This is a genomic window from Vibrio sp. CCUG 15886 (assembly GCF_028570825.1).
GTDB lineage: Bacteria > Pseudomonadota > Gammaproteobacteria > Enterobacterales > Vibrionaceae > Vibrio > Vibrio vulnificus_B.
On record NZ_JAQQBT010000009.1, the window covers coordinates 25379 to 47607 of the forward strand.

Genomic DNA, 22229 nt, shown 5'->3' on the forward strand with positions numbered 1-22229 from the left:
CCTTCTTTGTTCAAGGGTCAAATAACCTGCGCTGTTATTTTTTATCGATAAAGCGCATCACCCCTTCTTGCACCGCGGTGGCCACTAAGTGACCTTGCTGATTGTAGATCTCGCCGCGGACAAGTCCTCTGGTATTCGAGGCAGTTGGGCTTTCGATGGCATAGAGCAGCCACTCATCCATCTTAAATGGGCGGTGGAACCAGATCGAATGATCGATGGTTGCCACTTGGAATTTCGGTGTCATGAGCGAAACTTCGTGTGGATGTAATGCCGTGACTAAAAAGCCCCAATCGGACGCGTAGGCTAATAGATACTGATGGATCAATTGACTGTCTGGCATCTCGCCGTTGGCGCGTATCCAGAGATACTGTTTTGGCTCGGCCTTTTTAGGATTAAGCGGGTTGATGACGGTGACAGGTCTGGTCTCAATCGGTTTCTCACCACAAAAGGTTTGTCTCAGTTTCGCGGGAAGAAACTCAGCAATATGACTGGCGAGCTCCGATTCAGACATGAAATTTTCCGGCCCTGGAATATCGGGCATGGTATTTTGGTGTTCAAACCCCGGTGCTTCACCATGGTAGGAAGCGGTGAGATAGAATATTGGGCGTCCATTTTGGATCGCTTTAACACGGCGAGTGCTGAAACTTTTACCGTCTCTTAAATTCTCAACATCGTAGATGATGGCTTTTTCAGGATCGCCAGGATAGAGAAAATAGCTGTGAAACGAATGCACCGTGCGGTCGTCAGACACCGTATAGCGAGCCGCCGATAAGGCCTGCCCCAACACTTGGCCCCCATACACTTGTGGTAAACCAAGATTCTCACTTTGACCCCTGAACAGTCCTTCTTCCAGTTTTTCAAGTTGCAGCAAACTTAGTAACTCGTTTAAGGGTTTACTCATGTTGGTTGATTCCTCTCTTTAACACATGGGTTTGTCACTTTGATTCAAGTAACTGCGTTGAGTATAACGCAATTAACAACGGTGAATATTTTTAACTTAGTCAAACTATTGTCAATAAACATTTGATCCACAAGACAGAGTGACGTGCTCAAACTATAATCGTCGCGAATTTATTAATGAGTGAGGCTCTATGAAAAAAATAATCTTAGTGATGATGTCAGTGTTCTTTGGTGCTTTGTTAGCGGGTTGCCAGACTTCGGAGCCATTAGTGAAAGACCAAGGTATCCAAACCATCAGTGGGACGGTTTTTTATCGTGAGCGTATTGCCTTACCAGAAGACGCGGCTGTCACCCTGGTTTTGGAAGATGTCTCACTGGCTGATGCGCCTGCCAAAGTGATCGCAAAGCACAAGTTTATTACCAATGGTAAACAAGTCCCGCTGTCGTTCGATCTTGCTTATGACAGCAAAAAGATCATTGCTAATCACCGTTACAACGTACGTGCGCGTATCGAAGTCAATGGACGTTTACGTTTTATCAGTGACACCATCGTTCCTGTCATCACTGACGAGGCGAACACACATAATGTTGAAATTATGGTTGTGGGCGTTCGTTAATCACGACAAGGTGCTCAACACCACAACAATCGAATTTTGATGCCCCAATTTTGATACCGATGGCGACTATGGTTGCCATCGGTATTTTTTTAAACTTATTTTTCCTATCTCACTCACTTCAATCTGTTCAGCCAGCAACAATTGGCGTTGACGATTGAGATCCGAACCCTGCAACGAAATTCTGCCTTGGCTGTTGATCACCCGATGCCAAGGTAGTTTTGTGCCTTCTGGCAAGTTTCCTAACGCTTTACCGACATGCCTGGCATAACCAGGAAATCCAGCCATGCGTGCGATTTCTCCGTACGTGGTCACTTTACCAAAGGGAATTTGTTGAATTACAGCAAAGATTTGGGGCAAAAAATGGTCCATACTCAAATTGTCCTAGTTCGTCGTTTACCAAGGATTGGTAAGCCAGGTGTGCTGGAAATGAACCCACTTAGCGTACAACCTTTTGTGTTTTAAGTTTCTGCGTTGCGCTGAGTCTGATTAAAAACAGAATCGGGTCTTAAAGGAGGCGCTATGATATTTTCAATTCTTCAATTCACAATCACAAGCCTTTTAGCGGTGGTCTGTGCCAAAGCGATCAGCATGAGTGCTGGTGACATCCCTGTCCTCGCTTTAGTGATTCCTGCTTTGTGGATTCTACCTCAAGGTGGTATTGCTGGTCTCGTCTTGCTCGCTGCGATGACGGTGTATGGCCTCACGTTACCCATGCAGCCGATAGCTCTCTCTGTGTGCGTGTGGATTTTGTTTCCACTCCTTATGGTGGTGTTTTCCAAGAAAAGCAGCCTAGGAGTCTTGCTCACCGCAGGGATGATCGTATTGGCTCTGATGGTCGGCATCATGGTGACGCAAATGGCCGGTAAGTTGACCGGTTCTCCATGGGTAACCGTGGTACAAGTGCTATCGGTGACGGTCATTTGGTGGGCGGCAAATCACTGGCGACCTTCGAGCAAACATAGCTGGTGGCCATTGCTGCTATTGATTCCTCTGTGGATGGCAGGTTTGCCTTATGCGGTGTTAGTGGCGCTTTCAATTACCGGCATTATGGCGTGCATGGAAAGTCTTAACTCACTTAAAACTTTTTCATGGAACAAACTGCTGTGTTGGACATTACCGACCGTGGGGTTCGCCGCATTAGTGGTGACGCCGAATGTCGATGTGCCGAATTCCGTGTTTGTGGTGTGGATCTGCTTGTTGGGTACCGCTTGGATGACAGACTACATCTTAAATGCAGAAGAAGAGATGAAAGAGCAGGATTGAGTTGCCTAGAACAGTGACCGGTATTGCATATCAATAAAAATATTTATGCACGTGACAATGAGTTGATATAAGGTTTCTGCTTCATATTTTGACGCTTGTGTGAAACCTAGATTAAGTCAGTGACATGATAAAAAAATTTGGTTGGCTGCTTTCCTGCGTATTCGTTTGGGTATCGTTCAACTGTTGGGCAAAGAGTAAAGAGATCACAGTAGCAACGGAAGCGGATGATGTGGTGACGCGGGTTCTGTTTGATGCCATTGCAGAGCAGTTTGCGCTGGACGTCACCTATGTGAATATGCCGAGTTTTGATGCTATTCTCGATTCAGTTGCGCGTGGTGAAACAGACTTCGCAGCGAACATTACGTTTACGCATGAACGTGAAAAAAGATTTAGTTATTCACACCCAACCAACATTGAATATACCTATCTCTATTCTAATACGACCAATTCGTTGCGTGATGCGACACGTATTGGCGTACCTCAAGATACCATTTATGGGGAGCTGATTGCGGTAAATCATCCAGACATTCAGCTTGTTTCGTACCAAGGCCATGAAGAAGCTTATGCGCTGATCAGTCACGGTCAAGTCGATGGCATTGTGGATGCCATCAATCAACTTAAGCCTATGTTGCTTAAAGGAACCAATGCCCATCTTCTCAACGATGAAATATCGATAAAACCCGTCTCTATCGTCAGTCAAAAAGGGCAACACTTAGAAGAGTTGACTCAATTTGCTCAGTTCATTCACAGCGAGCAGATGCAAAAAAGGCTTCGTGAAGAAATTACGCAATACCAATTTGCTATTCGAAAACAGGCGCTACAACAGGCTATTGTTCAGGCACCCCTCGAGCTAGATGAACCATTAACCATCAAACTTGAGCCGATTTACCCTTATGTGATTTACCATCCTGATGGCCACGTGAGTGGGATTACTGCCGAAGTTCTGCAGCAAAGTTGCGATATTCTTGCCCTTAACTGTCAACTGGTGAGCCGTTCAGATGAACGTTGGGGAGAAATGTTACAAGGCTTCATACAGCAAGAGTTTGACCTACTGGCTCCGCTGGCGATGACCAAAGCGAGAGAGCAGTTTACCTATTACACAAGCCCACACTATGCGCCTCAGTCGGTTATCGTCAAACGTTTGGGGTATAAGCCCAATGTCTATTCTCATGTCTCCCAGTTAATTGCAGAGAGAGTCGGGGTGGTTGAGGATGACTACTTTGATGCGTTGTTGACGCAAATGTTGCCATTGAAAGATCTGAGTCGTTTTTCCGATCACGATGCGATGGTCAGTGCCTTACTTGCCAACCGAGTGGATTACATCACGATGGACACGGCAACACTCAACTACTTACTGCGAAATGAGTTGAAGCTGGCTATTGAGCAAGATGATGCGATTGGCGTATTTGATACGTCGAAAATTTCTATCGGTTTGGCTAACACGGAAAAGGGCAGAGTGCTGGCTCCGTATTTTAGTCGGGCGATAGAAATGCTCGATCTCAATAGCATTATCGAACGTTACGATGTTCGTCCTGACTGGCGAAGCTCGTTAGAAATGGAGCAAAAGTTTGCTGCAAAAACACAAACGCTATTTGCGGCGATGTTATTGCTAGCGTTTGCACTCTCGTATTATCTGCATCGTTTATCGAATACAGATAATTTAACTGGGTTAGGTAATCGACGCCAACTACAGAGAAAATATGGTAATGGCATCGCGGGCGACCTTGCGATTTTGTATATCGACGTTAACAATTTTAAACCGATTAACGACACATATGGTCATCACTGTGGCGACATGGTGCTCAAAGCCATCGCCCAAGAAATCAAAAGCCATTGGCGTGGCAAAGGTTTCCGCGTGGGCGGCGATGAGTTTATTTTAATTGGCAAAGCGTCTCAGCAAGAAGTTGAAGAAGCGTTTGATCGTTTTAGCCGAATTCGACTTGAACAGCATATTGCCGGAAAACCCTTGATCATCAGTTCTTCGATTGGCTTGTCCGCGAGGAGGGAGCGGGCCATGAGCTTGCAAAAAGCGCTGCATCTGGCTGATGTCGACATGTATCAGAGCAAGAATGAACAGCGTGAGATGGGGTATTCTTAACCTCCCTCACTTGAAAAGTGGTGTTTTGCACAAGAGTTAAGCAGTCGCTCGCCTCATCATGGATTATTGCCGAATTGGGGTTGCAATCTTGAGGGGGATGCTTAATAATCGTGCCCACATTGAGCGAAATGCTTGATAAACGAATCTATGGGGCTCTGGTCCTCTCGCAACAATAGTTCGTGAACTCGGTCAGGTCCGGAAGGAAGCAGCCGCAGCGAATGACTTGTGTGCCGGGATGTGGCTGGGGTCCCACCCATTAAAAAAGCCGCCTTTAGGGCGGCTTTTTGCTTTTTGGTCTCATTCGATTTCTGGGAAGCTCTTGCTAGTTTGCTAGTTTGCTAGTTTGCTAGTTTGCTAGTTTGCTAGTTTGCTAGTTTGCTAGTTTGCTAGTTTGCTAGTCCCTAGTCCCTCGTTCTTATTTTTCGCCCCCCAACTCCCTGCAATAGAGAAATTAGAGGGCGAAATTGCCTTAGCGGGCAGTATTGGTAAAGACCACTTGCCCACGGCTGATGGTTTGTTGGACTTGTAAGTCTTTTAACGTCGCACTCTCCACTTTGAGAGGATTCTTATCTAGCAGAATGAAATCGGCGTTTTTCCCCACTTCGATACTGCCTTTCATCGCTTCTTCAAAATGTTGGTAAGCAGGCCAAATGGTCATCGCTCTCAATGCGGTGTAGGCATCGACACGCTGATCGGGACCGAGCACTTTATTTGTGCGGGTGGTGCGGTTGACTGTTGCATCAAGCACCCGAAACGCATCTGGCAGGGCAACGGGAGCATCATGATGTGTACTAAACATCAATCCTGCATCACGCACGGCTTTGGTCGGTGAAATAAAATCGGCTCGAGGATGGCCAAGCACTGAATCACGGTGCCAATCTCCCCAATAGAAGGTATGCATTGGGAAGAGGGAAGGGAAGATTCCTTGCTCTGCGAGGCGCTGGATTTGGTCTTCACGAATGGTTTGGCCATGAATCAGCACTGGCCGTCTATCTTGTTTTCCGAGTTTATTATTGGCCGCGGTCACCGCGTCGATAAATTGCTCAATCGCAGCGTCGCCATTGCTGTGGGTGAGTACTTGCCAACCATTTTTGAACGCGGTTTCAACGTACTCAAATGCTTGTGCGTCAGTAAAGGTTGGGTAGCCCGCGTAATCTTTCGCAAGCCCGTGAGGCGGATGGAAATACGGTTGCGTTAACCAAGCGGTTTTCCCTTGCGGTGAGCCATCGAAGTTGAGTTTTACGCCACCGATGCGGAAATGATTGGTGTATTCAGGAGCGTGGTATTCTGAGTTCATAAAGTCGCTGCTGGTGGGCATATCGGCATAGGCGACAACGTCAATGAGTAAATGGCCTCCTGTTGCGGCACGTTTCAGAGCTTCATAGCCTTCTTTTGTCGCTCGTCCTTCTTGCGCAGTGGTATAGCCATATTGTGCGTACATTTTTTGTGATGCAGCCAGCATCATATCTTGCAGCTCTTGATCAATCAGAGCGGTGAGTCGAAATAACATGGCAAAATGCGCGTTTTCTTCAAGCACCCCATTCGGTTCCTGACTGCCAGGCATGCGACGTATGACGCCACCTTCTGGGTTCTTGGTTTTTGCCGTAATTCCCACCATTTCGAGGGCTTTGCTGTTGGCCACACTTAAATGACCAGAGGTGTGAATGATCAGCACAGGTTTATCACGGCTGACCTTATCGAGGTCTGCTTTGGTTGGATAGTAGTCCAGCAGTGAGTCGTCGTAACCAAAGCCAAGAATCCATCCTGTTTTTTCAATGAATAGGCGTTTGGTTTCGTCTTGATGGGAGGTTTTTAAAATCTCTACGATTTTTGCAACGGTATTGGCGTCGCCATCTGGTGGTGGCAACACGTTAGCCACCATGGCTTGTAAGCCAACGCCGTAGACATGGCTATGGGGGTCAACAAAACCGGGTAACAGTGTTTTGCCTTGCAGATCGACAAGTTGGGTCTGAGCAAATTGATGCTCTAAGGCGCCCGCTTTTGAGCCGACATAAATGATCTTTTCGTCTTTTGTGGCCACGGCTTCCACATATTCTGGTGTGTCGCCTGCCATTGTTAAGATCTCTCCGCCGAAATAGATGGCGTCTGCCGCGGTTACTTTTAGTGGCTGAGCGCTGGCTAAGGTTGTGTCATCTTTATCAGAAAAACAGCCCGTTAAGGCGAGCCCAGAAAGGGCGACAGGGATCCAAGGTGCTTTCATTTTTTACTCCCGTTGGAGGAAAGGTAATCATTCAGGCTCATATTACTGAGTCGAAGACGGTTTGCAATTATGGCTATCAAAGGATGTTGGTCCAGTATCAAAAATGATGATTGGTATATCTATCTTATTGTTTAAAAGGGTTGGTTAAGTGTTCTCCTTATCCCGTTGTTTGGCTGTGACGCCAAAGGCTAATCCGCTTGGTTAGCGCTGTTTTCCTTGTCTTTGCGGTCTTCCTAATTTGAGAATCATTCAAAGAAATCTCAGTAAGTCTCACTGAGGAAAGTAATATTTTTATTAAAAATCAGTTAGATGTGATTTGGCACACCTTTCGCTAAGTGTTCTAAAAACATGAAGGGAGAGCGACGATGAACGATTTCACGAAAGCAGTGGCTTGGGGGGCCGTCAGTTTAGGGCTTTTGACGGGTTGCGGTGGTGGAGACGGAGGCGGATCTGGTTCTGCCCCTACGCCTGAAGTTCAAACCCAGTTTAGCGATATTGCCGCGCCGACTGGCTTCGAATGGAAAGGGAGCGAACATCGGCAGGTCACGATTAAGCTGGTGAGCAATTTTAGTCAGCAGGGCGGGGAGTCAATGCCTATCCGCGGCCAACATGTGGTGCATTTGTTTAGCGTGGTTGGCGACGTAGAAGATTCAGTCGCCATGTTTACTGGCCTCACCGATGTCTCGGGGGAACTGACCTATCAAATTGAGTTGGCTGGGCATTGGCAAGCCATCAAAGCAATGTCGAGCGTGCGTGGCATTGAATGCGTATCTCATACTGATATCGCTGTGATTGTCGATGAAATTACGGTTGGCTGCGATATCGCGCTGGACTCGGATTAGGAGAACGACCATGACATCAACTAAGCATTTTAGCCCATTTGCCGTTTCTCTCTGTTTGCTGAGCCCAGTGGCTTGGGCGGCCGCAACGAACAACACCCAAGTCGTCAACGCTGATGGTTCTGTCACGATTACTCAAACGGTTGATGAAAGCAGTAGTGCGCCACACTATGTCTCGCCAGGTGCCTATGGTTTTGGCATCTATAGTAATGCCAATCAAGATTATGGCTGGCAGCATACAGTAGCGATCCCTGATGGCGCTCAGATTCTTGAAGCAAAATTGACCATCTATGCATACGACGTCGATTCAGAAGCCTTTCGCGGTGAAAACGGTGAATATGACGGCGTTTCCGTCGACGGTGTTCAACTGAATCCTGGATTTTTACAAGGGACCAACAATACATGGTCGATTACTGAGTTTGCTCTGCCGATAGCGTCGCTTCATGATGGTTTAGTGAATGTCTTTTTGGATATTGATATGAACAATGGCGGCTGGCTAACGACGTTAGACTACAGCTTAATGACGGTGACCTATTTGGTCACGAGCAATACACCGCCTTCTGTTCCTGAGCTAAGCCGAAGCCAAGGGCTATCGACCAATGATGACTTAGTCGTGTCGATTATTGGCCCGACTCCCGCCGATCCCGATGGTGATTCCGTCAGTTACAACTATCGTTGGTTTGTTGATGTTGGGCAGGGATTCTTTGTCGATGATGAGTTTGCGGGGAAAAATAATCATACCGGCGCAAGTGTATCAGCCTCTCAAACCAACAATGGTGAGCGCTGGAAAGTGCAAGTGCAAGCCGAAGATGCCAATGGTTTAATCAGCGATATCACCGAAATAGAATGGCCTGAAATAGGGGATTCAGATGGAGATGGTGTGGCGGATGCCAACGATTATGCACCTAACGACCCGACCATTGCCTTTTACGCACGTACCCCTACTTCGGGTTGGTATACTCTCACTTATGAAGACATGTGGCCATTTGCTGGCGATTATGATCTCAACGATTTTGTCTCACATTACGCGTACGAGGTGTACACCAACGCGAACAATCAGATTACTCGTCTAGATTTTACTGGTCAGGCGGTAGCCAGAGGGGCGTCTGTGGATAATCGCTTTGCCTTGTCGATCGCGGGCATAGAATCTACCAATGTGAGCAGTTTGACACGTGTCGTCGATGGCGTCAGTGCCAGCGTGGCGGCTGAAAATGGACACAGTGGCGAATTGGTCTTCGTGGTTTTAGAAAGCATCAGTACTTTGTTACCTGGCGATGCCAACAGTGATTTTTATAATACAGAGATGGGTGATGACAGACCTGTCGTCGATTACAGTGTCTCTCTCATACTCAAGAGCTCGATGCCACCACTTGCCAGCCATACGCTGAATCCCTTTATCTTCCGAGCAGCACAAAGAGGCCGGGAAGTGCACTTGATGAATTACCCAAGCAGTGATCTCGCCAATAGCAACTCGTTTGGCCAAGGGGTAGACGTCACAGACGCACAGGCAGGCGAGTTCTATTTAACGGCTGAAGGATTACCTTGGGCACTTTCGATTCCAACCGCTTGGAAACACCCGTATGAAAACATCGATAGCACCTTGGCTTATCCGCAGGTGGTGGATTGGGCTGAGTCGGGAGGCGTGAGTTCTACAACGTGGTTTAACACTTGGGTAAAAGGGAAGTGCTGGAAGTGTAATTAACACTCAAAGTCAAAGACAACAAAGGGCGAAAACTCGCCCTTTGTTTTTGCTCGCTCTTCGAATTAGTGAAAAAAGTCGACTTGCGATTTAAGTGAATTCGCCTGTTTTTGCAGCTCTTCAGCACTTTCAGACGTTTGCGCGCTGGTGGCTCGGCTCTGTCGGTTAAGATCACTGATCGAGTGAGCATTGGCTGCGATTTCTTGCGACACTTGAGCTTGTTGCTCTGAGGTGGCGGCAATGGTTTCGGCTTGTGCCGCAATGGCGTGAACTTGGCTCGCAATGGCTTCTAGGGCGCTACCTGCTTCTTGCGCCTTATCAAGCACTTGATTGGCACTTTGCTGGCTTTGGCTCATTAGCCCCACCGCATTACCTGTGGAAGCTTTAAGTTTCTCGATAATCTGAACCACATCCTTGACCGAAGTTTGAGTACGGTGAGCAAGCGTTCTTACTTCATCAGCAACCACTGCGAAGCCACGGCCTTGTTCGCCGGCTCGCGCTGCTTCGATGGCGGCATTGAGTGCCAGTAAATTGGTTTGCTCTGCAATTTCATCGATCATTTTCGTCACGGTTTGAATGCTTTCGCTGTCGGTGTTGACTTGTTTGATGGCATGGGCAGAGCGATCAAGTTGATCATTCAGTTCTGCCACATCAATGCAGACACCTTCCACTAGGCTCAATCCAGATTGACTATCCTCATTTGCACTGCGAACGTTATCCGCAATGTTCTCCACTTGTTGAGCGACCGACTGAGCTGAGGTGGCCATCTCTTCAATGGCCGTTACCACCTGCTCCACCTGTTCTTGTTGGCGATCTGCCTGAGTCAGGTTATTCCCTGCATCTTCAGAAACACTGTGTGACGCGATATACACGGTTTCAGCCGTTTGACGAATTTCACCGACCAGCATGTTGAGCTGATTTGCCATGTTGGCAACGCCGTTGGTTAGGTTGGTGATCTCATTTTTTGAAGGCTGACCCGTGCTCGCAATTTGAATGCTCACTTCACCTTTAGCAAGCCTTGCCATCAGAGCATTTAAGGTCGTCAAAGGGTGAAGATTGCGATTGATGGCAAACGTCAAGATTGCAAATGTAGCAACGGCCACGGCGGTGGCAATGGCGATAATCAATTTAAGCAGCGTTTGACTTCCTTTCGTCACTTCTGAAATGAAGGTGCCGCCAAGAAGCTTCCAGTTCCAGCCAGGAATTTCAGTATAGACGAGGTATTTCTCCCCAACAGTACCTTGATATTCATGGCGGTAGCGAATCAAACCGCTTTTGTTTTCAAAAATCGCGACATAGGGTTTGTTGCCGTCGTAATCTGCGGTATCGATAATAGAAGGGTCATGTTGGGTTCGGGTTGGATGCAGCAAGTACTTACCAAGGTTGCTTTGCTCGTTATCAACGACGATGGTGTAACCTGTGTCACCCCATTTCACCTGATTCAACGCACTGAAGAGATCTTCTGTTGCTTTTTGCACGGGTAAGCCAATGAAAGAAACACCAGTGACTTTGTTCTGTGCGTCAAGAATGGGCGAGTAATAGGTAATGTAGCTTTCACCAAACAACTTCACTTGCGCGTAATAGGCCTGTCCTGCTCGGAGCTTCTGATAGGCTGGGTGGTTGTAGCCTAAAGTGGTACCAACAACTCGTTGTCCGGAAGGATTTTTTAGCGAGGTTGAAACACGAATAAAATCATCGCCAAACGGAGCAAAAATAGTCGCTACTGCGCCAGTATCTCGCGTGAAACTGTCGACAAGTTTGGTGTCATTAATCAGGCTTTCACCGTATTGCGTGATATTACGCAGCGATTTGCCATTAAAATCCACTTGGTAATCTTCCACATAGATACCGGCTAAGTAACCATTGCGGAAAGTGGATTCAAGTACCTTCGCGGTTTGTAAATAGGCATCAAATTGGCCAGCAATGGTTGCTGCCATGGATTCCACTTTTGATTGGTGTTCCCGAAGCGTGTTTTCGAGTAGCACGTCAGACGCATTACGATAGACAAGAGTGGCGGTTCCGCCAAAGGCGATGATAAGGCATAGCGTAATCACCAGTTTTAACTGAAAACCGACGCTTTGATTTTTATATTTTTCTAGCACTGTTATTCCTGCTGAAATCAGCAGCCTCTACACGATGTATGTTTGAAAGAATAGATTGTAATAATGGAAGGGATAATAGCCGAAGATTGATAGAATTAATTGATATTTATTAAGTAATTGCTCATTTGTGGTGATGGAATGACCACGAATATTGATGGGATAAACAACGCAGTGAACATTTGCCCACTGCGTTTTGAACGATGGTCAGTTTTAGCGCGCAGAAAGCACAGTGATTAACTGGTGACTTTCGCCAGGGTTGAGCGTTTTGCCCTGAGTAATACTGTCTGCATGCAGAGTGGATTCTACACACAGCATGGTTTTGTAACCGTCATCGCTCATGTCCGCCATGCCAGCGGCACCTTGAGCCCAAGGGTTCCAGAGCACGGCGCTGTTGTGACCTTGGTTTTCAATGCACAGAGTACGTTCAATGACTGGGTCTTTAACCACAATCTCTTTCTCAGGTTGCGTGTAGACGCGATCGATCGTGTCGGTCAATTGTAAAACTTCACCACCATGGCATAGTTCGCCCGCTTTCAAACTGTCAATGTACTCAGAGCCCATGCCCATAGTTTGAGTTTGTTCAATATCACCGACGTTCAAATAGGTATGCAGAGCGCCCGAGAAAGTGAATGCGTCGTCATCAATATTAAGAATGTTGAGTGACACTTTCAGTTCATCACCGATCTCGACGATTAGGCGAACATCAAACATATGAGGCCAGAGATTGTGCGATTCTTCTGTCGGGAATAAGGCGAGTTCAACGATCACACCGTTGTCGTTTTCGCGGTGTTCAACCAGTTCCCACTCTGAAGTGCGAGCAAAGCCGTGTGCAGGTGCTGCAATGCGGCCAAACCAAGGCCAACAAACCGGAATGCCGCCGCGCAGCGCAGTTTTACCATCAAATACTGCCTTGTCACTCATCCAAATGACGTCAGCTTTACCCGTCGGCTGATAGGAGACAACATGGCCGCCAAACAAAGAGATACCTGCGGTTGCTTTCTCGTGAATCACACGAACAATTTTGACATTGTCTTTTTCAACAATGGTGACGCAATCAGACAGGACAGTCAGCGCCGGAAGTGAATTAAGATCCATCTGAATTTCCTTAACAATCAGTTTCAAAAGATTCGTTTTAGAAACGGACCGTGAAGTCAGACACTGCAGAGAGTCTAAAGCTCCATTGCTAACCTCAAATCCGTGATACTAAAAAGGCGACCTAAGGTCGCCTTTTTGTCTAACGAAATTCTTCGCTAAGTGCTTATTTTACTAAGTAGAAATTACTTAGAGATGTGAGCAATTAGGTCTAGAACTTTGTTTGAGTAACCGATTTCGTTGTCGTACCAAGATACAACTTTAACGAAGTTATCGGTTAGAGCGATACCAGCTTTAGCATCGAATACAGAAGTTTGAACTTCACCGATGAAGTCTTGAGAAACTACTGCATCTTCAGTGTAACCTAGAACGCCTTTTAGTTCGCCTTCAGAAGCTTCTTTCATTGCTGCACAGATAGCTTCGTAAGATGCACCGTTCTTAAGGTTAACAGTTAGGTCAACTACAGAAACGTTAGCAGTTGGTACGCGGAAAGCCATACCAGTTAGTTTGCCGTTTAGTTCTGGAAGAACAACGCCTACTGCTTTAGCTGCACCAGTTGAAGATGGGATGATGTTCTGAGAAGCACCACGACCACCGCGCCAGTCTTTAGCAGAAGGACCGTCTACAGTTTTTTGAGTTGCTGTAGTAGCGTGAACTGTAGTCATAAGACCAGATTCGATACCGAACTTGTCGTTAAGAACTTTAGCGATAGGAGCTAGACAGTTAGTAGTACAAGAAGCGTTAGAAACGATGTCTTGACCAGCGTAAGAAGTGTGGTTAACACCCATTACGAACATTGGAGTCGCATCTTTAGAAGGACCAGTTAGAACAACTTTCTTAGCACCAGCTGTGATGTGTTTACGAGCTGTTGCGTCGTCTAGGAATAGACCAGTTGCTTCAGCTACTACGTCAACACCGATTGCATCCCATTTTAGATCTTCTGGGTTACGCTCAGCAGTTACACGTACAGTTTTACCGTTAACGATTAGGTTACCGCCTTCAACTTCAACAGTACCGTTGAAACGGCCGTGAGTTGAGTCGTATTTCAACATGTAAGCCATGTAATCTACGTCGATAAGGTCGTTGATACCTACAACTTCGATGTCAGCACGCTCTTGCGCTGCACGGAAAACGAAACGACCGATACGGCCAAAACCGTTAATACCTACTTTGATAGTCATTATAGTTGCTCCACAACTTAATTTCTGATTAAAGATAACTGGTAGTAAAATTACAGAATCCAGTAAACATCTGCAAGTGATAATCGGACTTAACTTGTTTAAAGTCAAAAAAAAGCGACGCTTTTTTTAACAATTCTTTGCAAATGCTCGTTTTTTAAACTTTGAACCGGTTATTCTACTCACCAATTGGCGTAAAATAACTCAAGAGCAGGTGCTCTAAGCAATTTTAAAACATAGGACATGATGGTGAGAAAGTATGTGCTACAACCATGATGCTCCGCAAGTTTTTTGCACAAAAAGTCGTCAACATTAATAAGAAAAAGGGAAATTAGTGACGTGACAAAAGAAAGTAAAGTTGTGCTCAAGTCAGACCAGCAATGGCGTGAGCAGTTGTCTGGACAGGAATATCATGTGTGTCGTGAGCAAGGAACCGAACCTCCTTTTAGTGGCAAGCTACTGCACAATAAAGACAACGGAGAATATGCATGCACTTGCTGTCATGCGCCGCTGTTTTCTTCTGTTAACAAATACGACTCAGGCTGTGGTTGGCCAAGTTTTGATGCGCCGATTAATGAGACGGCTGTCCTGTATTTAGATGATTTTAGTCACGGAATGAAGCGAGTAGAGATCCGCTGTGCACGATGCGATAGCCACTTAGGGCACGTTTTTCCTGATGGACCTAAAACAACCGGAGAACGTTTTTGTGTCAATTCAGTGTCGTTAATTTTCAACAAAATTGAAACTAATGAGTGATTTTTCACCGAACGCTGTTCCCCGCTTTCAGTCATATCGTGTCTTGCTATCATACTGAAAGAGTCAAAATGGCGTTAGTAACCAAGAGACAAAAACCTTCCATGTGGAAGGTTTTTGTTTGAGTGCGTCGTTCTTTGAAAGAAGCGCTGAACTAAAGCAGCATTGTCATCAGCGTGTGGCTACGAAGGTATCAGGCTACAAGTCACTCGGGATCATCATAGAGCGGTATTGCCCTTTTTCGAGTGCGGATGCCACTTGCTCAGCTAAAGCATCCAACTGTTTGTATTCCTGTGCACTAAAGCCAAACATCAGTTGCATTTCTCGCTCTGTGGCTAAGGGCACATCAAACTCTTTTGCGACCATTGCCCAAACGTAAGCTTGCTTCATTTGACGTAACCCTTGATGGGTACTTGCCAATGACTTTAACGCTTCGGTATTCACTTTACCATCTTTAGTCAGCTCGAGAGAATGATTAAGCAGTTGGATGGTTTTCGTTTGATCACGTGTGGTATAAAACGTTGCCAAGGCGTATTGCATTTCAGCAGTTTCTAGCGCAGGTGTACCTTCCATCTGTAAAAACTGGCGACGTGCATTGGTATTGCCGGTCTGGCTCCAGAGGAAATAGAGGCTTTCAGGTTCACGTGAAGAGCTAAGTTCTTGCACAATACGTTCAAGCTCAGAGATGCTATGCACCAGCGCATTAAAACGTTTTTGTTTTAACGCACTTTGATCGATGGGTGTAATTTGCGAAGCCAACTCCAAGCACTTGCGATACTCTGCGGTTAGCTTGTATTCCTTAATCTTGTTACTGTCGGATGGGTTTTTCAGCACCTCAAAGCGGTGCCAAATAAGGTCAGTACGTGCAACACGGCACTGCCCGTCATCCATATTCAGTTTTTCACAGCGTAGCCCTGGTTGTGATTGACACAGTTCTTCCGTGGTTTTGTTGCCTTCTAAGCAGCCACTGAGTAGCAGCGGTATACTAAGGGCGAATAGCCAAGTTTTTTTACTCATGGTGATTTGCTTGTGATCCATTACAACAATTTATTTACTGTTTCTTGACTCAGTTTAGTATCCAGATATGTTCTGTGAACAAAATGTTAGTGTAAAGGTATGTTATGAACACAGAGCAGCTACTCAGCGCAATGACACCAGAAGTTTACCAACGTCTGACGTATGCAGTAGAAACAGGACGTTGGCCAGAGGGTACACCACTTTCACAAACACAGCGAGATTCCTGTATGCAAGCTGTGATGTTGTATCAATCTAAGCACAATATTGATGCTGAGCATATGTCAGTGGCTGCAGGTGGGGAAATCTGCTTTAAGTCGAAAGCAGAGCTGAAAAAACAGTTTCAATCGGGTCAGGAAGATATTGTCCGCGTTAATCCAAATAGAGATTAGTCGTTAAAGAACCTAGAACCTAGAACCTAGAACCTAGAACCTAGAATAGATCCAGGTTCTAGGTTTTTACTTTATAAGCTCATCTCACCACGCAGCACTTGCTGCATTTGTGCTTTCACTTCTTCATAAGACAGATTTTGACTCAATAGGTAGTGAAGTTTTGCTAAGGCTGCTTCAGGCGTCATATCGTAACCGCTGATCACGCCTGCTTCTGCAAGGGCACAGCCAGTTGCATAGCCACCCATGTTCACTTTACCCGCTAAACATTGAGTTAAGTTAACCACAATCACGCCGCGTTCAGACGCTTCTTTAAGATGGGCCAATAGCTCTGGATTTTGTGGCGCGTTGCCCACACCAAAGGTCAACAGAATCATCGCATTCACTGGCTGCAGTAAGGTGTTGCGAATCACTTCGTGTGAGATGCCTGGGTACATGGTGATCACACCGATAGGTTGCGGGGTGATGTTATGAACTTTGAATTCGCCTTCTGGTTGCGCGCCGACTTTGATGCTGTTGCTGATCTGGATGTTGATCCCCGCTTCAAGCAACGGTGGTAAGTTTGGTGATGTAAACGCATTAAAACCATCCGCGTGCGATTTCACACTGCGGTTGCCGCGCATCAACTGATTATTGAAGAACAACGTGACTTCGTTGATTGGGTAATTGGCTGCAATATGCAGTGCGTTAAGCAGATTCGCTTGGCCGTCAGAGCGCAGTTCCGCCAATGGAATTTGAGAACCTGTGACAATGACTGGCTTACCAAGGTTTTCCAACATGAAGGAGAGCGCCGAGGCGGTATACGCCATGGTATCGGTGCCGTGTAGGATAACGAAACCATCGTATTTGTCATAGTTGTCACGAATGTCGTTGGCAATGTGTTGCCAATCTTCAGGGGTCATATCTGAAGAGTCCATCAATGGTTCGTACTCGTGAATAGTGTACTGAGGCATTTCTGGACGATGGAATTCCGGCATGTTTGCTAACTGCTTTTCCATGAAGCCTGCGTCAGGAATGTAGCCATGATCGGATTTCTTCATGCCGATAGTGCCGCCAGTGTAGGCAATATAGATGTGTTTTCTTGTCATAGTGAGTGATCACTTAGGTGTAGGGGAACAGAGCGGCGATTATAGCGAAAACTTGGCTAAGAAAAAGAGGCATCTGCTACACAGATGCCTCTCACTTCTTACTTCTACTGTACTTCGCAGTTCAAACAGAAGGCGTAATAGCCTTTCGGATCGTTGAAATTTTGCAGCAGCGAAGCGTGCTGTTCCATTTGTTGGGCGACAGGCTGTAAGCTCGATGGTAGGATGCTTTGAATATCAACGCCCATAGAGATTTTCACTTGCTTCATAAACTCTTGGATAAACTGCTCTGTCGGTGAGAGCGGCTCTTCGACCCAGTAGAGGTTGTAGTTCTCTAGCTGAGCCATTTTTGCCGCTTCAGCAACGGCGTCATCGAAGTCGCCGATTTGGTCAACCAGACCGTGTTGCAGTGCATCGTAGCCGGTCCACACTCGGCCTTGAGCCACTTTATCCACTGCGTCCAATGACAGATCGCGATTATCACCGACTAGGCTGATAAAACGTTGGTAACCGTGTTCAATGCCCATTTGGAAGGCTTGTGACGCCCCTTTTGAAAGGCCTGTCGAGATGCCTTCACCAGAGAATGGCGATGTACCGACACCATCAGTGTAGATACCGAGTTTATTGAAGCCTTTTTCAAAGGTAGTAATGACGCTAAAAATACCAATCGAGCCAGTGAGCGTGGTGGGTTGAGCAATAATCTTATCCGCGCTCATGGAAATCCAATATCCGCCGGATGCAGCTAGGCTAGACATGGACACCACAATTGGTTTGCCCGCGTCTTTTAGTGCTTGGACCTCGTTACGAATCACTTCCGAAGCGAATGCGCTACCTCCGGGGCTATCCACACGCAATACCACCGCTTTCACTTTGTCATCGTTACGAGCTTGACGCAGTAATCCGGCAACGGTATCGCCGCCCACAGTGCCACGCGGTTGTTGACCATCCATGATGGTGCCGCTGGCGACGACAATGGCAATATCATCGGCATTCACATCAAAGTTATCGCGCATGGTTGCTCGGTAGTCGTAGTAGCTGATGGCTTTGTAGCTGTCATCCCCGCTCGCGCCAAACTTCTCGGCTAGTTGCGCTCTCAGTTGTTGGCGAGTTGCGAGCTCATCGACCAAACCAAGTTTGATGGAAAGGGCCGCGAGATCGCCGTTGACGGATTTCAACTGAGACAAAAACTCTTCCATCGAAGGATTGAGTGTTTTTGGGTCGATGTTGCGATTATTCGCCACATCGTCCACGAAAGCGCCCCACAGTTGCGTTAACCAACGTGTCGCAGATTCCTTAGCGGCTGGTGACATATCATCACGTACAAACGGCTCAATCGCAGATTTATAAGTGCCAACACGGAAAACATGCGTTGTCACATCGAGCTTTTCGAGGAGCGTTTTGTAATAGAGATTAAAAGCGCTATAGCCCTTCAGCATTACCCCGCCATCAGGCGCGAGATAAATTTTATCGGCGTAGCTGGCGAGGTAGTATTGGCTTTGATTATAGAAAGCACCGATGGCGTAAATGGGCTTGCCAGAGGCCTTAAATTCATTGAGTGCTTTGGCGATGTAACGCAGCTTGGTGAGGTTGGTCTCTGGCATATCACGCAACGACAACACTAAGCCAGTGATCTTCTCGTCGTCTTTGGCGTAGCGAATGGTGTCCACCACATCAAACAACACGTTCTCTTTAGGAATTTCTTCACCAAACAATGAGCTGGTGAAAGAATCCATCGGATTGATATAAAGGCTTTGTTCGACGATAGGTCCGGATAGGTTCAGCACCAATGCGGAAGGCTGCTCAACCTGAGGCTGAGTGTCATGGCCGTAGAAATAGACAAAGTAAACGAGCGCAACAGACAGTAGAAAAATCAGGTTGGTGAGTGCGAGACGCACAAAGGTAATGGCTTTCCATATTCCTTTAAAAACCAAACCGATGAGTTTGAATAATGATTTCATTGTTTCTCCGTAACGAGATGCCTCAACCATTCACATGAAAGATCGATATGATCGCCAAACTGGCACCAACGCCATCAATAAGTCATGCAAAAGATAACAGTTATCAAAGCTTAACACGCAAATAATCCAAATGGCATAGCTCACTTAAGATTGATCGGTGTTACAAAAATGTAAACGCATGTTTGATTTTTTAGATAAGAGCTCATACTCTGGTCTGACCACGATAATAAAAATGGAAGTTTGTCATGTCTGCCATGTACCCACATTTGTTACAGCCTTTGGATCTCGGATTCACTCAACTGCGAAATCGAGTGCTCATGGGTTCGATGCATACAGGCCTTGAGGAGCATAAGGAAGGCTTACAAAAACTCGCTGCGTTTTACGAAGAGCGTGCCAAAGGTGGCGTCGGTCTGATCGTGACGGGCGGTTTTTCACCGAATTTACGCGGTCGTCTGCACCCGCTGAGTGCAGAATTTAGTAAACCCAAACACGCTCAAGCGCATAAAGTGGTGACGGAAGCCGTGCACAAACATGGTGGAAAAATCGCGCTGCAGATCCTGCATGCTGGCCGCTACGCGATGCATCCTTTTGCGCAAAGTGCCTCTGGCATCAAAGCCCCTATCGCGAAGTTTGCACCCAGCGAAATGAGCCCAAGACAGATTCGCAAAACCATCGAAGCGTTCGCCAACAGTGCAGGTCTCGCACAACTGGCAGGATACGATGGGGTAGAGATCATGGGTTCCGAAGGTTACCTGATCAACCAATTCCTGTGTAAGCGTACCAATATGCGTTATGACGAGTGGGGCGGTACCTACAAAAAACGCATGCGCTTTGCTGTGGAAATCGTCAAAGCGGTGCGCAAAGCGGTAGGCAGTGACTTCATCATTATTTTCCGCCTTTCTATGTTGGACTTGGTGGAGCAAGGCAGCACGTTTGAAGATGTGATTATGCTTGCTAAAGCGCTTGAAGACGCAGGGGTGACGATCATTAACACTGGCATCGGCTGGCATGAAGCGCGAGTACCGACAATCGCAACGCAAGTGCCTCGTGGCGCCTTCACTTGGGTTACTGAGAAAGTGAAGCCGCATGTCTCTGTGCCGATTGTGACCTGCAACCGAATCAACACCCCAGAAGAAGCAGAGCGTATTCTCGCTTCTGGGCAAGCGGACATGGTGTCGATGGCGCGACCTTTCCTCGCCGATCCGCATTTCATTGCCAAAGCTGAGCAAGCGAAATCTCACCTTATCAATACCTGTATTGGCTGTAATCAGGCGTGTTTGGACAACGTATTCAAAGGCAAACGAGCCAGCTGCTTGGTTAACCCACTGGCGTGTCATGAAACCGAGTTGGTGGTGACGCCTGCGAGTGAGAAAAAACGCATTGCGGTGGTGGGCGCAGGTCCTACTGGGTTAGCGTGTTCAACCACCTTGGCGCAACGTGGCCATAGTGTTGATTTGATTGAACGAAATGATCGCATTGGTGGTCAGTTCCGCCTTGCGATGCAGATCCCTGGCAAAGAAGAATTTCGTGAAACCATTCGCTACTTCGCCAATATGATTGACGAAACAGGGGTGAACTTACGCCTCGATACCGACGCTACGTTAGAACTGCTCAAAGAGTACGATGAAGTGGTGCTTGCCACTGGGGTTGAACCGCGCAAAGTGAAAATTGACGGCTTAACCGAAAGCAGTAAAGTGATCGATTATCAAACATTGATCCGAGAGAAAACCCCAGTCGGCAACAAGATAGCGATTGTCGGTGCAGGGGGAATTGGTGTCGATGTCGCGAGCATGGTCACAGAACCCGCTCAGCACAACCTAGACGACTGGCTACAAGAGTGGGGCATCGATAAAGAAATGACGCAACCGGGTGGCTTGTACCCATTCCCGGATGCGATGAGTGACAAAACGGTGTGGTTGCTGCAACGTCGTAAAGGCGCGGTAGGCAAAGGTCCGGGGAAAACCACAGGTTGGATTCACAAGCGTACATTGGAAAAACGTGGCGTGAATCTGCTCGGAGGCGTGAGCTACGACAGTATCAAGCCTGAAGGATTGGAAATTACCGTCAATGGCAAGAAGCAGTTGCTTGATGCCGACACCATCATCATTTGTGCAGGGCAAGAATCGGTTCGCCCATTTGAAGACAAATGGCATGAGCTTGGCGATAAACTGCATGTGATCGGTGGGGCCGATTACGCAGGAGAACTGGATGCGGTTCGCGCGATTAAGCAAGGGGTCACGCTTGCGACAAAACTTTAATCGGTGAAGGTTGAAGGTTTGAACATAAAAAATGCCGCGAAGTGATTCGCGGTATTTTTGTTTGAGCAGTTCTTGCGTAAATCGTGAATTTCCACAATAAACAGGCGGTTATATGGCGTAGTGAACTATGCTAAAGTGTAAACGCAAATCGATACCACTATAAGGATTCTTGGATGGACGCTCTCGATCTTCTACTTAATCGTCGTTCTATTGGTAAATTGGCCGCTCCAGCCCCAGAAGGCAAAGCACTTGAAAATATCATTCGTGCGGGATTAAGAGCACCAGATCACGGCGCGCTGACGCCTTGGCGCTTTGTCATCGCGCAAGGTTCTGGCCTGCATAAGTTGTCAGACATCCTAGTGAAGGCGGCACAGGCCAAAGGCAGTGAAGAATCGGTGGTGGAAAAAGTGAAAAATGCCCCATTTCGTGCGCCGATGGTGATCACCGTGATTGCGAAAGTGACCGAGAGTGAAAAAGTCCCGGCATTTGAACAGCATCTTTCCGCGGGTTGTGCTGTGCAAGCAATGCAAATGGCGGCTGTGGCTCAAGGATTCCAAGGTTTTTGGCGTTCGGGTGAATGGATGTTCGATACGGAAGTGAGACAAGCGTTTGGCTTACAGGGAGACGATGCCATTGTGGGCTTCCTCTACTTGGGCAGCGCAGAATGTTCCGCGATGAAAGTACCAGAGCGTGATCTGGCTAAATTTGTTGAGTATCTATAACTGTCTATACATACAGTTTTTGTTGATTTTTAAGGGCCACA

At 47.0% G+C, this 22229-nt stretch carries 18 protein-coding genes and 1 other RNA gene; 10 read left to right on the plus strand and 9 right to left on the minus strand.

What is annotated here, in order from left to right:
* Positions 1 to 34 precede the first annotated feature (34 nt).
* Positions 35 to 901: an acyl-CoA thioesterase II gene (tesB, locus tag PQQ36_RS15670; protein WP_011149866.1), complete on the minus strand. Its 867-nt coding sequence runs from the start codon at positions 899 to 901 to the stop codon at positions 35 to 37.
* A gap of 190 nt (positions 902 to 1091) precedes the next feature.
* Between tesB and PQQ36_RS15675 the strand changes: the two genes are divergently transcribed.
* Positions 1092 to 1517 carry a YbaY family lipoprotein gene (locus tag PQQ36_RS15675; RefSeq protein WP_011080947.1) on the plus strand — a complete coding sequence of 142 codons (426 nt, stop codon included), beginning with the start codon at positions 1092 to 1094 and terminating at the stop codon, positions 1515 to 1517.
* 66 nt (positions 1518 to 1583) lie between these two features.
* Here PQQ36_RS15675 and PQQ36_RS15680 read toward each other — a convergent pair whose 3' ends face one another.
* A complete protein-coding gene (locus tag PQQ36_RS15680; protein ID WP_011080946.1) occupies positions 1584 to 1886 on the minus strand; it encodes a DNA base-flipping protein in 303 nt (100 codons plus the stop codon).
* 150 nt (positions 1887 to 2036) lie between these two features.
* On the opposite strand from PQQ36_RS15680, the gene PQQ36_RS15685 reads away from it, so the two are divergent.
* The 3 genes from PQQ36_RS15685 to ffs all read left to right on the plus strand — a co-directional run bounded on the left by PQQ36_RS15685 (position 2037) and on the right by ffs (position 5128).
* Positions 2037 to 2780, plus strand: coding sequence for a hypothetical protein (locus PQQ36_RS15685; RefSeq protein ID WP_011080945.1), 744 nt, complete (start codon positions 2037 to 2039; stop codon positions 2778 to 2780).
* A 124-nt stretch (positions 2781 to 2904) separates the two neighbouring features.
* Positions 2905 to 4878 carry a GGDEF domain-containing protein gene (locus PQQ36_RS15690; RefSeq protein ID WP_194593321.1) on the plus strand — a complete coding sequence of 658 codons (1974 nt, stop codon included), beginning with the start codon at positions 2905 to 2907 and terminating at the stop codon, positions 4876 to 4878.
* A gap of 153 nt (positions 4879 to 5031) precedes the next feature.
* Positions 5032 to 5128, plus strand: an RNA gene (gene ffs / locus PQQ36_RS15695) — signal recognition particle sRNA small type.
* A 219-nt stretch (positions 5129 to 5347) separates the two neighbouring features.
* On the opposite strand, the gene PQQ36_RS15700 is transcribed toward ffs, so the two are convergent.
* Entirely contained in the window at positions 5348 to 7099 is a 1752-nt protein-coding gene (locus PQQ36_RS15700; protein WP_194593030.1) for an amidohydrolase, read from the minus strand.
* Between the two features lie 365 nt (positions 7100 to 7464).
* Between PQQ36_RS15700 and PQQ36_RS15705 the strand changes: the two genes are divergently transcribed.
* Together PQQ36_RS15705 and PQQ36_RS15710 are read left to right on the plus strand one after the other, a co-directional pair.
* Positions 7465 to 7941, plus strand: coding sequence for a hypothetical protein (locus PQQ36_RS15705; RefSeq protein ID WP_072614995.1), 477 nt, complete (start codon positions 7465 to 7467; stop codon positions 7939 to 7941).
* 10 nt (positions 7942 to 7951) lie between these two features.
* Entirely contained in the window at positions 7952 to 9640 is a 1689-nt protein-coding gene (locus PQQ36_RS15710) for an LruC domain-containing protein (RefSeq protein WP_194593031.1), read from the plus strand.
* 62 nt (positions 9641 to 9702) lie between these two features.
* Here PQQ36_RS15710 and PQQ36_RS15715 read toward each other — a convergent pair whose 3' ends face one another.
* From PQQ36_RS15715 to gap, 3 genes are all read right to left on the minus strand, one after another.
* Positions 9703 to 11739, minus strand: coding sequence for a methyl-accepting chemotaxis protein (locus PQQ36_RS15715; protein ID WP_263179918.1), 2037 nt, complete (start codon positions 11737 to 11739; stop codon positions 9703 to 9705).
* A gap of 210 nt (positions 11740 to 11949) precedes the next feature.
* Complete coding sequence (locus PQQ36_RS15720; RefSeq protein WP_053542221.1) at positions 11950 to 12834, minus strand: D-hexose-6-phosphate mutarotase; 885 nt, start codon at positions 12832 to 12834, stop codon at positions 11950 to 11952.
* A 182-nt stretch (positions 12835 to 13016) separates the two neighbouring features.
* On the minus strand, positions 13017 to 14012 hold the full coding sequence (gap, locus tag PQQ36_RS15725) for a type I glyceraldehyde-3-phosphate dehydrogenase (RefSeq protein WP_011080938.1): 996 nt from the start codon (positions 14010 to 14012) through the stop codon (positions 13017 to 13019).
* A 336-nt stretch (positions 14013 to 14348) separates the two neighbouring features.
* Here gap and msrB point away from each other — a divergent pair, with 336 nt between their 5' ends.
* Entirely contained in the window at positions 14349 to 14765 is a 417-nt protein-coding gene (gene msrB / locus PQQ36_RS15730; RefSeq protein WP_200905315.1) for a peptide-methionine (R)-S-oxide reductase MsrB, read from the plus strand.
* 195 nt (positions 14766 to 14960) lie between these two features.
* Here the strand turns inward: msrB and PQQ36_RS15735 are convergent, their stop codons facing one another.
* On the minus strand, positions 14961 to 15779 hold the full coding sequence (locus PQQ36_RS15735) for a DUF2989 domain-containing protein (RefSeq protein ID WP_370293212.1): 819 nt from the start codon (positions 15777 to 15779) through the stop codon (positions 14961 to 14963).
* Positions 15780 to 15883: 104 nt separating this feature from the next.
* On the opposite strand from PQQ36_RS15735, the gene PQQ36_RS15740 reads away from it, so the two are divergent.
* The gene (locus PQQ36_RS15740) at positions 15884 to 16168 is read left to right on the plus strand and encodes a YeaC family protein (protein ID WP_011080935.1); all 285 of its coding nucleotides are present in this window, start codon (positions 15884 to 15886) and stop codon (positions 16166 to 16168) included.
* Positions 16169 to 16239: 71 nt separating this feature from the next.
* Here the strand turns inward: PQQ36_RS15740 and ansA are convergent, their stop codons facing one another.
* A complete protein-coding gene (gene ansA, locus PQQ36_RS15745) occupies positions 16240 to 17253 on the minus strand; it encodes an asparaginase (protein WP_011149877.1) in 1014 nt (337 codons plus the stop codon).
* Between the two features lie 104 nt (positions 17254 to 17357).
* Positions 17358 to 19208, minus strand: a complete 1851-nt coding sequence (sppA, locus tag PQQ36_RS15750) for a signal peptide peptidase SppA (RefSeq protein ID WP_072616395.1) — start codon at positions 19206 to 19208, stop codon at positions 17358 to 17360.
* Positions 19209 to 19453: 245 nt separating this feature from the next.
* Between sppA and PQQ36_RS15755 the strand changes: the two genes are divergently transcribed.
* Together PQQ36_RS15755 and PQQ36_RS15760 are read left to right on the plus strand one after the other, a co-directional pair.
* A complete protein-coding gene (locus tag PQQ36_RS15755) occupies positions 19454 to 21466 on the plus strand; it encodes an NADPH-dependent 2,4-dienoyl-CoA reductase (protein WP_273661775.1) in 2013 nt (670 codons plus the stop codon).
* Between the two features lie 173 nt (positions 21467 to 21639).
* Positions 21640 to 22188 carry an NAD(P)H nitroreductase gene (locus tag PQQ36_RS15760; RefSeq protein WP_017790715.1) on the plus strand — a complete coding sequence of 183 codons (549 nt, stop codon included), beginning with the start codon at positions 21640 to 21642 and terminating at the stop codon, positions 22186 to 22188.
* Positions 22189 to 22229 lie beyond the last annotated feature (41 nt).

Bases quoted from the DNA above. Each gene is read 5' to 3' on its own strand.
- PQQ36_RS15740 (WP_011080935.1), top strand. From the start codon at position 15,884: ATGAACACAGAGCAGCTACTCAGCGCAATGACACCAGAAGTTTACCAA.
- PQQ36_RS15675 (WP_011080947.1), top strand. From the start codon at position 1,092: ATGAAAAAAATAATCTTAGTGATGATGTCAGTGTTCTTTGGTGCTTTG.
- PQQ36_RS15705 (WP_072614995.1), top strand. From the start codon at position 7,465: ATGAACGATTTCACGAAAGCAGTGGCTTGGGGGGCCGTCAGTTTAGGG.
- PQQ36_RS15735 (WP_370293212.1), bottom strand. From the start codon at position 15,779: ATGAGTAAAAAAACTTGGCTATTCGCCCTTAGTATACCGCTGCTACTC.
- sppA (WP_072616395.1), bottom strand. From the start codon at position 19,208: ATGAAATCATTATTCAAACTCATCGGTTTGGTTTTTAAAGGAATATGG.
- PQQ36_RS15700 (WP_194593030.1), bottom strand. From the start codon at position 7,099: ATGAAAGCACCTTGGATCCCTGTCGCCCTTTCTGGGCTCGCCTTAACG.
- PQQ36_RS15755 (WP_273661775.1), top strand. From the start codon at position 19,454: ATGTCTGCCATGTACCCACATTTGTTACAGCCTTTGGATCTCGGATTC.
- gap (WP_011080938.1), bottom strand. From the start codon at position 14,012: ATGACTATCAAAGTAGGTATTAACGGTTTTGGCCGTATCGGTCGTTTC.
- PQQ36_RS15710 (WP_194593031.1), top strand. From the start codon at position 7,952: ATGACATCAACTAAGCATTTTAGCCCATTTGCCGTTTCTCTCTGTTTG.
- PQQ36_RS15685 (WP_011080945.1), top strand. From the start codon at position 2,037: ATGATATTTTCAATTCTTCAATTCACAATCACAAGCCTTTTAGCGGTG.
- PQQ36_RS15760 (WP_017790715.1), top strand. From the start codon at position 21,640: ATGGACGCTCTCGATCTTCTACTTAATCGTCGTTCTATTGGTAAATTG.
- PQQ36_RS15720 (WP_053542221.1), bottom strand. From the start codon at position 12,834: ATGGATCTTAATTCACTTCCGGCGCTGACTGTCCTGTCTGATTGCGTC.
- PQQ36_RS15680 (WP_011080946.1), bottom strand. From the start codon at position 1,886: ATGGACCATTTTTTGCCCCAAATCTTTGCTGTAATTCAACAAATTCCC.
- PQQ36_RS15690 (WP_194593321.1), top strand. From the start codon at position 2,905: ATGATAAAAAAATTTGGTTGGCTGCTTTCCTGCGTATTCGTTTGGGTA.
- ansA (WP_011149877.1), bottom strand. From the start codon at position 17,253: ATGACAAGAAAACACATCTATATTGCCTACACTGGCGGCACTATCGGC.
- tesB (WP_011149866.1), bottom strand. From the start codon at position 901: ATGAGTAAACCCTTAAACGAGTTACTAAGTTTGCTGCAACTTGAAAAA.